The following is an 11,507-nucleotide window of genomic DNA, read 5'->3' on the forward strand; positions in this document are numbered from 1 at the left end:
ACCATGACCGTGCGCATCGATGCCACCTCAGACCACCTCGGCATTCCGTCGGCAGCCGTCGACCGGCTGGTGACCCGACTCGACGAGCGGGGCCTCGACCCGCACGCGCTGCTGATCGCCCGCGGCGGGCGCACCGCGGTCGAAGTCACCTGGGAGCCGTATCGCCGCGGCGAGCCGGTGCTCGTGTACTCGGTGTCCAAGACGTGGACGGCGCTGGCGATCGGCCTGCTCGTCGACGAGGGCCGCCTCGATGTGACCGCCGACGCCGGCGCGCTGCTGGGGCTCCCCAACCCGCACGGCATCACCGTGAAGCACCTGCTCACCATGAACACCGGCCACTCCCCCGAGCAGATCGTCGCCCTCGGCATGGACCCGGCGACGCTGCTGTCGACGCCGCCCGCCCATGCCCCGGGCTCCTTCTTCGCATACAACTCGGATGCCACCTACGCACTGTCGTGCATCGTCACCGCGCTGACCGGCGAGCGACTGACCGACTACCTGCGCCCCCGGCTGCTCGACCCGCTGGGCATCGGCGCGCGCTGGATGGCGCCGTGGCGCGGCATCGAGCAGGGCTACTCGGGGTACCACCTCACGGTGGACGACCTCGCCAAGGTGGGCACGCTGCTGGCCGGCGGCGGCGAGTACGACGGGCGCCGCCTGGTCTCGCGCGCCTTCGTCGACGAGCTCTCCCACCCCTGGAGCGACACCCGCAGCACGCACGGTGACGCCGACCCGGGCGACGACTGGGCGCGCGGGTACGGCTACCAGGTGTGGCGCAGCACCCACGGGTTCCGCCTCGACGGCGCCTACGGCCAGTTCGTGGTGGTCGACCCGGAACGGGATCTGGTCATCGCCTACCAGAGCGCGACGGTCACGACCCCCGAGACGCTGCACGCCTTCTGGGAGCTGATCGACGCGATCGACGCGATCGACGCGGCCGCGCCGGGCGATGCGGGTGCGCCGGGCGATGCCGGCGCGCCGGGCGACGCCGCCGGCGCCGGTGCGCCCGCGCCGGTCGTGCGCGACAGCTGGGACGAGCGGGCGCGGCTGAGCGCGGCCCCCGACGACGCCGCGATCGACACCACCGGGTGGACGCTCGACGCGGGTGCCCACGGCTGGACGCTGACGATGCCCGAGCTGGGTGCGGTCGCGGTGGGCGCCGACGACTGGGCGCGCACCGCTCTCGTCGACGAGCGCCCCGAGGCCGATCCGCGCGACCAGCCGGTGGCCGGCCCCCGCACCGCCCCCGGGCGCGAGGTGCACGTGGCCGCCCGCGGCGAGCGCCGCGACGACGGCGGCATCCGCGTGCACGTGGTGAGCACCACCTCGCCGCACCGCGTGCTGATCGCCGCCGATGAGGCCGGGATCACGGCGGCGTGGCACACCGTGCCGCTGCAGGAGCGTCGCCTGGGCATCCTGCGCGTGCCCTGATTCGCGTCGAGCGCACCGCCCTACGCAGACGAGGACGAATGCGGGTCGCCCCGGCATCCGTCCTCGTGTGCGTGCGAGGGCGCGGCGTCAGTCGCGGTGACGCGGCTTGCGCGGCTTGTCGTCCCACTCGCGGCGCGGCCGGTCTTCGCGGGGGCGGAACCCGCGCTCGCCGCGGTCGTCGCGGTCGCGTCGGCGGGGCGCCCCGGTGTCGGGGCGCAGCTCGATGAGCTGACCCGAGATGCGGGTGTCCTTCAGACGCTCGAGGGTCTCGGCCGACAGGTCGGCGGGCAGCTCGACGAGCGAGAAGTCGGGGCGGATCTGGATCGCACCGAAGTCGTCGCGGCGCAGGCCCCCCTCGTTGGCGAGCGCACCGACGATCTGGCGAGGCTCGACGCGGTGGCGGCGGCCGACGGCGATGCGGTAGGTCGCCAGGCGCCCGCCGCTGCTGCGGCGGGGCCGCTCGTCGCGGTCGCCGCGGTCGGGGCGCTCACGGCGGTCGTCGCGCTCGAAGGTGCGCGGCTCGGCGTCGGGGTCGAGCAGCAGCGGCGACTCGCCCTGCGCGACGACGGCCAGGGCCGCGGCCACGTCGGCCTCGGGCACGTCGTGGTGGCGCACGTAGTGGGCGACGATGTCGCGGAACGCGGTGATGCGCTCGCTCTGCTCGAGCGCCTCGGTGATGCGGTCGTCGAAGCGGGCGAGACGGGTGACGTTGACGTCTTCGGCGGTGGGCAGCTGCATCTGCTCCATCGGCTGGCGGGTCGCCTTCTCGATGCGGGCGAGCAGCCCCCGCTCGCGGGGGGTGACGAAGCTGATCGCGTCGCCGGTGCGGCCCGCGCGGCCGGTGCGGCCGATGCGGTGCACGTAGGGCTCGCTGTCGGTGGGGATGTCGAAGTTCACGACGTGGCTGATGCGCTCCACGTCGAGGCCGCGGGCGGCCACGTCGGTGGCGACGAGGATGTCGAGCTTGCCCGACTTGAGCTGGTTGACGGTGCGCTCGCGCTGGGCCTGGGCCACGTCGCCGCTGATGGCGGCGGCGGAGTAGCCGCGGGCGCGCAGCTTCTCGGCGAGCTCCTCGGTGATGCTCTTGGTGCGGACGAAGATGATCATGCCCTCGAAGTTCTCGACCTCGAGGATGCGGGTGAGCGCGTCGACCTTCTGCGCGAACGAGACGACCAGGTAGCGCTGGCGGATGTTCGCCGACGTCTGGGTCTTGGCCTTGACGGTGATCTCTTCGGGATCGTTGAGGTACTGCTGCGACATGCGCCGGATGGTGGGCGGCATGGTCGCCGAGAACAGCGCCACCTGCTTGGTGTCGGGGGTGTCGGCGAGGATCGTCTCGACGTCTTCCGCGAAGCCCATCTGCAGCATCTCGTCGGCCTCGTCGAGCACCAGGAACTTCAGCTCCGAGAGGTCGAGCGTGCCCTTCTCGAGGTGGTCCATGATGCGCCCAGGGGTGCCCACGACGATGTGCACGCCACGGCGGAGCGCCGACAGCTGCACGCCGTAGCCCTGCCCGCCGTAGACGGGGAGGATGTGCACGCCCTTCATGCGCGACGCGTACTTCTCGAACGCCTCGCACACCTGCAGGGCGAGCTCGCGGGTGGGGGCGAGCACCAGGGCCTGCGGCTGCTTCTGCGAGACGTCGAGCTGGGCGAGCACGGGAAGGGCGAAGGCGGCGGTCTTGCCGGTGCCGGTCTGGGCCATGCCCACGACGTCACGGCCGGCCAGCAGCGGCGGGATGGTGGCGGCCTGGATCGCCGACGGCGTCTCGTAGCCGACGTCGTCGAGCGCCTTGAGCACCGCGCCTTCGAGTCCCAGATCGGCGAACGTGGGCGAGATCGGCGCGTCGGCTGCCGTCGCGGATGCCGTGTCGTCGACGGCGGATTCGTTGGAAGTCACGTCTCAGAGTAGCCCGCCGACCCGCGCGCCCGCTGGGAGCAGGGGGTCGCGCGGGTCGGCGGCGGGGGTCAGTGCCGCGGCTGCGTGCGCACGGCGACCTCGCGCGGCGCGAGCTCGACATCGCCGGCGCGCACCGGCTCGTCGGTGCGGTTGGCCAGGAACAGGTGGCGCGTGTCGCCCTGGACGCGCGAGATCACCTCGACGCGGCCGTCGGCGGCCAGCGGGTCGGCGGCGAGCGCCGGCGCCTCGGCGGTGAGCGCGCGCAGCACGCCGCCGGCGCCCGCCACCCCGAGGTCGGCCGAGACGTAGGTCGCGGTGCCGCCGCCGGGCAGACGCCGCCGGGTGACGGCCGGCGCACCGTCGAGGTCTCCGCCGGCATAGGTGTCGAGCACCTCGACGTCGTCGCCGACGTGCACGATGCGCTCCGACCAGACGGTCGCCTCGGCGCCCGAGGCCAGCGCCGCGGGGCTGCCGGCCAGCAGCGGCACGAACTCCTCGACCCGGATGCCGAGCACCTCGCGCAGCGCTCCCGGGTAGCCGCCCAGCCACACGCGGTCGTACTCGTCGACGACGCCCGAGAAGTAGGTGGTCACCAGGTGGCGCCCGCTCTCGGCGACGGCGGCCAGCCGGCCGCGCAGCGCCTCGTCGACGACGTGGAGCATCGGCGCCACGACGACCTCGTACCCGTCGAAGGAGGCCGAGGCGGGGATGACGTCGGCGCGCACGCCCGCATCCAGCAGCGCCCGGTACCAGGTGAGGGCCTCCACGTCGTAGGCCAGCCCCTCGGTGGGGTGGCCCTCGCGTCCGCTGACCCACCACGACTCGTAGTCGAAGAGCACGGCCACCCGCGCCCGCTCGCGCAGCGCACCGGTGATCCCGGCGATCTCCTGCAGCCGCTGCCCCAGCGCGACAACGTCGCGGAAGACCCGGCTGTCGGCGCCCGCGTGCGGCAGCATGCCCGAGTGGTAGCGCTCGCCGCCGGCGCGCGACTGCCGCCACTGGAAGTAGCAGACCGCGTCGGCACCGTGGGCGACGTGGGTGAGGGCGTCGCGCACGAGCTCGCCGGGGCGCTTGGGCGGGTTCACCTCGCGCCAGTTCACGGCGCTGGTGGCGTGCTCCATGAGGAACCAGGGCCGGCCTCCGGCGATGTTGCCGGTGAGGTTCGCCCAGAACGAGAGATCGTCGCGGCCGATCGGGCCGGGGCGCAGGTAGTGGTCGTTGGAGACGAAGTCGACATCGCCCGCCCACGACACGTAGTCGATGTCGCGCACGTTCTGGGCGACCATGAAGTTGGTGGTCACCGGCACGTCGGGGGTGGCCTCGTGCAGCACCGCCGCTTCGGCGCGCAGGTGATCACGCACGGCATCCGAGGAGAACCGCTCGAAGTCGAGGCGCTGGCCGGGGTTGCGCAGCGTCGGCGCGATGCGCGGCGGGAGGATCTCGTCCCACGCGCCGTAGCGCTGCGACCAGAAGGCCGTGCCCCAGGCGTCGTTGAGCGCATCGAGCGTGCCGTATCGCGCGGCGAGCCACAGCCGGAAGGCCCGGGCGGCGTCATCGGAGTAGTCGTACAGGTTGTGGCATCCGAGCTCGTTCGACACGTGCCACGCCACCAGGGCGGGGTGGTCGGCGTACCGCTCGGCGAGGGTGCGGGTCAGGCGCAGCGCGTGCTCGCGGAACACCGGCGACGTCGGGCGCCAGTGCTGACGCGAGCCGGGCCAGAACACCGTGCCGTCGACGCCCACCGGCAGGATCTCGGGGTGGTTCTTGGCCAGCCACGGCGGCGGGGAGGCGGTGGCGGTGGCAAGGTCGACGTCGATGCCGTGGGCGTGGAGGAGGTCCATGACCTCGTCGAGCCAGCCGAAGTCCCACTCGCCCGGGCGCGGCTCGAGCAGCGCCCACGAGAAGATGCCGAGCGAGACGATGTTCACGCCCGCCTCGCGCATGAGGCGCACGTCCTCGTCCCACACCTCGCGCGGCCACTGCTCGGGGTTGTAGTCGGCGCCGAAGCGCAGCTTCCCCTCGCCCAGCGAGCCGTTCTTCACCCAGCGGTTCTTCGTCGCATCCGTCGTCACGCGACCACCCTAGATCAAAACCCGTGCACTTGCACGTTTTATGCGCGGGCGGGCTACGCTCTCCTCATGTCGGACCCGACTCCGCCCCGCCGAGGCCCCTACGCGAAGACCGCGGAGCGCCGCATCGAGATCATCCGCACCGCCACGGCGGTCTTCGGCGCGTACGGCTACCGGGGCGGGTCGCTGCGGCAGATCGCCAAGCAGCTCGACCTGTCGCTGACCACGGTGATGCACCACTTCCCCACCAAGGCCGCGCTGCTGGCCGCGGTGCTCGACCAGGAGGACGCCGCCGACCCGGATGCCGAGCAGCGCGCCCGCCGCGACGGCTTCGCGCCGATGGTGCTCGGTGTCGTCGCCCGCAACCTCGGCCGCCGCGAGCTGGTGCGCATGTTCTCGATCGTCTCGGCCGAGGCCACCTCGCCCGACCACGAGGCCCACGACTGGCTGATGCGGCGCTACGCCGCCGTGACCGTCGACTACGCCCGCATGATCGGGCACGACCAGCGCGCCGGGCGCGTCCGCTCGACGGTGGCGCCCGAGGTGCTCGCCACCCTCGTCGTGAGCGGGTGGGAGGGCATCCAGATCCGCTGGCTCGCCGACGGCACCGACCCGGTCGCTGCGATGACGGTGCTGCTGCAGGCGGTGCTCGACCCGCCCGTCGCCCTCGAGGCGGTGGGCGCGGGCGTGGAGCCGGGGTCGGGGCTCGCGTGAGCGGGGGTTAGCACTCCGATCCGGGGAAGGCAATCCCCGTCCGCGGCGCGGAGGCCGCTCCTACCCTCGGATCATGGCTACGAGCACGAAGACCACCGCCCCCAAGAACAAGCGCAAGCCGGCCCGAGGCGCCGGGCTCACCGACGAGCAGAACGCCGAGTCGGGCTTCACCGCCTCGGCCGCCCTCAGCGACAACCTGCAGAAGGTGCTCGTCGATCTCATCGAGCTCGCCTCGCAGGGCAAGCAGGCGCACTGGAACGTCGTCGGCAAGAACTTCCGCGACACCCACCGCCAGCTCGACGACATCATCGACGCCGCGCGCGAGTTCAGCGACACCGTCGCCGAGCGGATGCGGGCACTGCACGCGCTGCCCGACGGTCGCAGCGACACCGTCGCCGAGACCACGACGCTCCCCGAGTTCCCGCACGGCGAGGTCGACACGGCCACCGTCATCGACCTGGTCACCGAGCGCCTCGAGGCGACGATCTCGACGTGCCGCGAGGTGCACGACGACGTCGACGAGGAAGACCCCACCAGCGCCGACATCCTGCACGCCGTGCTCGAGAAGCTCGAGCAGTTCGCATGGATGGTCAGCGCCGAGAACCGGGTTCCCCGCACCTCCTGACGCCCGCCGACCCCGGCCGCCGGGGGCGAAGGATCACAGGCCCTCGCCCCCGGCCCTTCGGCCGCGGCGGAGGGTCACAGACCCTTGCCCCCGGTGACCGGCAGCACCGCGCCCGACACGTAGGACGCCGCCTCCGAGGCAAGGTAGACGTAGGCGCCCGCGAGCTCGGCCGGCTGACCGGCGCGGCCGAGCGGGGTGTCCTGCCCGAAGGTGGTCAGCCGCTCGGCATCCCACCCCGTGGCGGGGATGAGCGGCGTCCACACCGGTCCCGGTGCCACCGCGTTGACCCGGATGCCGCGGGGGCCGAGGTCTTGCGCGAGCGCCTTCACAAAGGCGACCTGCGCGGCTTTGGTCATGGCGTAGTCGACGAGGCCCGGCGACGGGTTGAAGGCCTGGATCGACGACGACACGATGATCGACGCACCCGCCGGCAGATGCGGGATCGCCGCGCGGGCGGTGAAGACCATGCCGTAGAGGTTCGTGCGCATCACGCGGTCGAACTCCTCGGTCTCGAGGTTCTCCACCCCGTCGCGGTCCTTCTGATACGCCGCGTTCAGCACGAGGATGTCCAGCCCTCCCAGCCCCTCGACCGTCGACTCGACGATCTGCGCTGCGAAGCCTTCGTCGCGCACGTCACCCGCGAGCGACAGTCCGGTGCGACCCGCCGCGGTGATCAGTTCGACCGTGCCGTCGGCATCCGCCTGCTCTTCGGGGAGATGCGCGATGGCGACATCGGCTCCCTCGCGGGCGAACGCGATCGCGACCGCGCGGCCGATACCGGAGTCGCCGCCGGTGATGAGTGCGCGGCGACCCTGCAGTCGGCCGCTGCCCTCGTAGCTGTCCTCACCGTGGTCGGGCGCGGGCGTGGTCTGCGCCAGCAGTCCCGGCTGCCTCTGCTGCTGGTCGGGGAAGCCGTCGTGCGGGTGGGACGTGCGGGGGTCGTTCGGCGTGGTGGTCACGTTCTCTTCCTTCGCGTCGGTCTGCAGTGCATCAGCGCCGGACGGCGCGCGGATGCGGTGGTGCCCGACACTAGGCCGCGCACCGACAGCCCGGCACGGGCTTGACACCTGCGAGAGTGGGCGCATGGCCGACACCGCGTATCACCGCCGCCTCGCCCCCGCTCAGCGCACCGTCGTGGCCGTCTTCGACCGTGACGGCCGCCGAGACGACGTCTGGGAGTCGCGCGAGATCCTGCTCGAGGCGCCGAACTGGACGCTCGACGGCACGGCGCTCATCCTCAACGGCGACGGACGGCTGTGGCGCCTCGACCTCGCCGGGCGGGATCTCACCGACATCACACCCGCCGGCATGCCCTCGCTCAACAACGACCACGTGCTCGATCCCGACGGCCGCCACATCTTCCTCAGCGCGAACGACGGGCACCTGTATCGGGCGCCGCTCGACGGGGGCCCCGCCGTGCGCATCAGCGACGACGACGCGCTGCTGCACTTCCTGCACGGGGTCTCGCCCGACGGCGCCGAGCTCGCCTTCATCGGCATCCGCCGCCCGGTCGACGGGTCGTGGGGCGCCGGCGCGGTGTACACACTGCCGGCGGGCGGCGGCACGGCGCGCCGGCTCACGGCATCCGCGGCGGCGGAGGACGGCAGCGAGTACAGCCCCGACGGGGTGTGGCTGTACCTGAACACCGAGCAGTTCGACGGGCACGCGCAGATCGCGCGGGTGCGCCGCGACGGCGGCGACCTCGAGCAATTGACCGTCGACGAGCGCGTGAACTGGTTTCCGCACCTGTCGCCCGACGGCAGCGCCGCGGTGTACATCGCCTTCCCTCCCGGAACGGAGGGCCACCCCGCCGACCTCCCGGTGGAGCTGCGCCTGGTCGAGGGCGGCGACTGGCGGCATCCGCGCACCCTCGCGCACCTGTTCGGCGGTCAGGGCACGATCAACGTGAACAGCTGGGCGCCCGACAGCACCCGCTTCGCCGCCGTCGCCTACCCCCTCGACTGACACCGCCCGGCGCTGCTGCGCGATCGGCGTGGGGCGGTGCGGCGGGGCACCCAGGCGGGGCGTGTAGGGCGCGAGAGGGGCGTTGTCAACGGGCTCGTGCGCGGCGGGACGGGGCGCGAGAGTGGAGCTCGAGCACGGAAGGCGACGACGATGAGGACCACCGTTTCCCGCTACAGCGAGCACGACGAGATCGCCGAGGCACTGCGCGATCTGCCCGCCCGCCACATCGAGCCGGCGTCGGATGCCGCGAGCGCGAGCACCGGAGGAGCCTCGGGCGTGACGTGGGCGCGCATCGACGTCGACGCCTACGAGGTGCGCCAGCGCGGCGCGGTCGTCGGATACATCGACGTGGTCGGCGCGGTGTTCGTCGCCTCGGCGGGCGCCCGCCGCGACACGGCCGAGGAGCGGCGCCAGACGCTCGTGTTCGACACCGCGGTGGCGAGCCTGCTGCAGCGCGCGGCCTGACCGTCCGGCGCGACCCGCCCTCCTAGGATGCCGAGGGTGAAGCTGCTGCGTCTTGCCGGTGCGCCCGGCGTGGGCAAGTCGACCACCGCGTGGGAGGTCGCGCAGCGCCTTGTCGCCGACGGCGCCCCGACCGGGTACGTCGACATCGACCAGCTGGGCATGTGCTACCCCGAATCGGCCGATGACCCCGGCCGGTGGATGCTGAAGGAGCGGGCCCTCGATGCCGTCGCCGCCGAGTTCCGCGCGGCCGGCGTCGAGCACCTCGTCGTCTCGGGGGTCGCCTGGCCGCACGCCGCCCCGCCCCGCCCGGAGGCCGCCGCGGTGCGCTCGATCTGGCTCGACGCGGCGGAGCAGACCCGCCGCCGGCGTCTGGCCCCGCGTCGGCTCGACGAGGCCGAGCTGACGCGTGTGCTCGCGGCCGGCACCGCCGAGGCCGCGCGCGTCCACACCGCGTGGGAGCGCCTGGCCACCGACGACGACACCGAGCGGCAGACCGTCGACCGCGTGATGAGCCTCTGGCGGATGCCGCACCCCGCGGCGCCACACATCCCAGACCCCGAAGCCCTGACCCCCGACGCCCTGACCCCCGAACCCACGACCCCCGAAGCCCTGACCCCCGAAGCCCTGGCCCCCGAAGCCCCGACCCCCGAACCCGCCCCGACCCCCGCGCCGGTGCTGTGGATCACCGGCGCCCGCCTGGCGGGGGCATCGCGGGTGGGCTGGGAGCTCGTGCAGCGTCATTGGCGCGCGGGGCGCACCGCCGGTTTCGCCGACCTCGCCCAGCTCTCCTTCGCCTGGCACGTTCACCGCCCCGTCGGACTCCCCGCGCTGGCACGGCTGCACGCGACGTTCGGCGCTGTCGGCGCCTCCCCGCTCGTGGTGGTCGCGCCGCTCGAGGTCGACCCCGCGCAGGTGCGTGCGGCGCTGCCCGCGAGCGCGGTGTCGTTCGTGCGACTCGCGCCGGATGCCGACGGCATCCGCGCACACGCCGGTTTCCGCACGCGCGGAGAAGGGCCGGTGCTGGCGGGCGATGACCTGTGCGGGGCGTCGGCAGCCCACGTGGACGGCGTGCTGCGCCTGTCGGCGGCGCAGTCCGCCCGCCCCGCGCGCCCGACCGAGATCGTCGTGCCGACCGCGGGCCTCTCCCCCGCGGCGGCGGCCGACGCCGTCGCCGGTGCCGTCACCGGCGGGGCGTGATCGCCTCCCTCAGCCCGCCGCTCCGCACGACCGGCGCACGGTCAGGCCGGGGAGCATCGTGAGGTGCCGCGGGGCCGACGGCCCGTCGCCGGCGGCCACGATGCGTTCGATGAGCACCCGCAGGGCCTGCTGCCCGAGATCGCGGCCCGGCGCGGTCACCGCGGTGAGCGGCACCATCGCGAGCGCGGCCGTGTCGTCGTCGTAGGCGATCACGGCGAGGTCGCGCGGGATGTCGATGCCGACGTCGGCGGCCATCTCGACCAGCCGCGCGGCGTGCACGTCGGTATGCACGAGCAGGGCCGTCGTGCCCGTCGACCGGCACTGGGCGAGCAGGTCTGCCAGCGCGGCGTCGAGGTCGTCCTCGTCGCCCTTGGGGAGGGTGACCTCCACCGCCGGGTCGAGGGCGAGCGCGGCGACGGCGCGGGCGTGCCCCTCGCGGATGAGCGGCGCGGTCGGGGTGCGGTCGAAGAGCGCGAGGCCGACCCGGCGGTGCCCGAGCGCGGCGAGATGCTCGACGGCGAGCACGGCGCCGCCGGCGTGGTCGGTGCGCGCGCTGTCGAAGGCCGCGAGGGCCATCGACTCGAGCCGGCGCTCGAGGAACACCACGGGCACGGGGATCGTGCGCACCCACGCGGCGAGCTCGGCCTCGCTGCGCCCCCGCAGGGTGGGCGCCAGCACGATCCCGTCGACCCCGACCTCGACGAGGCGCTCGACCTGGCGGCGTTCCAGGTCGAGGCGGTACTGCGAGGTCGCGAGGATCAGTCGGGCCCGGAGGGCGTGGGATGCGGCCTCCATCCCCTTCACGATGACGGGGAAGTGGCCGACCGAGCTCGGCACGACGACGCCGATGTCGGTGCGCGCCGACTGCGGCGTCGCGGGCGCGGCGACGCCGATCGCCCCGCCGTGCACCCGGGCGAGCAGCCCGGCCTTCTCGAGTTCGAGGATGTCGCGGCGGATCGTCACCTGGGCGACGCCGAGTTCGTGGGCCACGTGCGCCGCGCTCACGCTGCCGTGCAGTTCGAGCTGACGCAGCAGATGCTCGTGGCGCGCCCGCGGCAGCAGGTGCTGGGTGGACATCTCCGCTCCTTCGCGTGCGATCACCCCAGTGTCGCAGGTCGGTGTCGCAGTCTGATCGATTTTGT

The 11,507-nt window shown here is 73.5% G+C and carries 10 protein-coding genes; 6 read left to right on the forward strand and 4 right to left on the reverse strand.

Annotated features, from left to right (window positions below):
* Positions 1-3 precede the first annotated feature (3 nt).
* Positions 4-1,431, forward strand: coding sequence for a serine hydrolase domain-containing protein (locus tag N3K63_RS02565; RefSeq protein ID WP_261578392.1), 1,428 nt, complete (start codon positions 4-6; stop codon positions 1,429-1,431).
* Positions 1,432-1,518: 87 nt separating this feature from the next.
* Here the strand turns inward: N3K63_RS02565 and N3K63_RS02570 are convergent, their stop codons facing one another.
* Together N3K63_RS02570 and N3K63_RS02575 are read right to left on the reverse strand one after the other, a co-directional pair.
* Positions 1,519-3,330, reverse strand: a complete 1,812-nt coding sequence (locus N3K63_RS02570) for a DEAD/DEAH box helicase (protein WP_261578393.1) — start codon at positions 3,328-3,330, stop codon at positions 1,519-1,521.
* A 68-nt stretch (positions 3,331-3,398) separates the two neighbouring features.
* A complete protein-coding gene (locus tag N3K63_RS02575; RefSeq protein WP_261578394.1) occupies positions 3,399-5,402 on the reverse strand; it encodes a beta-galactosidase in 2,004 nt (667 codons plus the stop codon).
* Positions 5,403-5,468: 66 nt separating this feature from the next.
* On the opposite strand from N3K63_RS02575, the gene N3K63_RS02580 reads away from it, so the two are divergent.
* Both N3K63_RS02580 and N3K63_RS02585 read left to right on the forward strand, forming a co-directional pair.
* Positions 5,469-6,113 (forward strand): TetR/AcrR family transcriptional regulator, encoded by a 645-nt coding sequence (locus tag N3K63_RS02580; RefSeq protein WP_261578395.1) that lies wholly within the window; start codon positions 5,469-5,471, stop codon positions 6,111-6,113.
* A gap of 73 nt (positions 6,114-6,186) precedes the next feature.
* The gene (locus N3K63_RS02585) at positions 6,187-6,738 is read left to right on the forward strand and encodes a Dps family protein (RefSeq protein WP_261578396.1); all 552 of its coding nucleotides are present in this window, start codon (positions 6,187-6,189) and stop codon (positions 6,736-6,738) included.
* Positions 6,739-6,812: 74 nt separating this feature from the next.
* Here the strand turns inward: N3K63_RS02585 and N3K63_RS02590 are convergent, their stop codons facing one another.
* A complete protein-coding gene (locus N3K63_RS02590) occupies positions 6,813-7,697 on the reverse strand; it encodes an SDR family oxidoreductase (RefSeq protein WP_261578397.1) in 885 nt (294 codons plus the stop codon).
* Positions 7,698-7,821: 124 nt separating this feature from the next.
* Here N3K63_RS02590 and N3K63_RS02595 point away from each other — a divergent pair, with 124 nt between their 5' ends.
* The 3 genes from N3K63_RS02595 (at position 7,822) to N3K63_RS02605 (ending at position 10,365) form a co-directional block, all read left to right on the forward strand.
* Positions 7,822-8,703, forward strand: a complete 882-nt coding sequence (locus tag N3K63_RS02595; protein ID WP_261578398.1) for a TolB family protein — start codon at positions 7,822-7,824, stop codon at positions 8,701-8,703.
* Positions 8,704-8,853: 150 nt separating this feature from the next.
* Positions 8,854-9,168: a hypothetical protein gene (locus N3K63_RS02600; protein ID WP_261578399.1), complete on the forward strand. Its 315-nt coding sequence runs from the start codon at positions 8,854-8,856 to the stop codon at positions 9,166-9,168.
* A gap of 36 nt (positions 9,169-9,204) precedes the next feature.
* A complete protein-coding gene (locus N3K63_RS02605; RefSeq protein ID WP_261578400.1) occupies positions 9,205-10,365 on the forward strand; it encodes an AAA family ATPase in 1,161 nt (386 codons plus the stop codon).
* 9 nt (positions 10,366-10,374) lie between these two features.
* Here N3K63_RS02605 and N3K63_RS02610 read toward each other — a convergent pair whose 3' ends face one another.
* Complete coding sequence (locus N3K63_RS02610; RefSeq protein ID WP_261578401.1) at positions 10,375-11,442, reverse strand: substrate-binding domain-containing protein; 1,068 nt, start codon at positions 11,440-11,442, stop codon at positions 10,375-10,377.
* Positions 11,443-11,507: the final 65 nt, after the last annotated feature.

Origin of the sequence: Microbacterium festucae (genome assembly GCF_025421715.1) — a bacterium.
Lineage (GTDB): Bacteria > Actinomycetota > Actinomycetes > Actinomycetales > Microbacteriaceae > Microbacterium > Microbacterium festucae.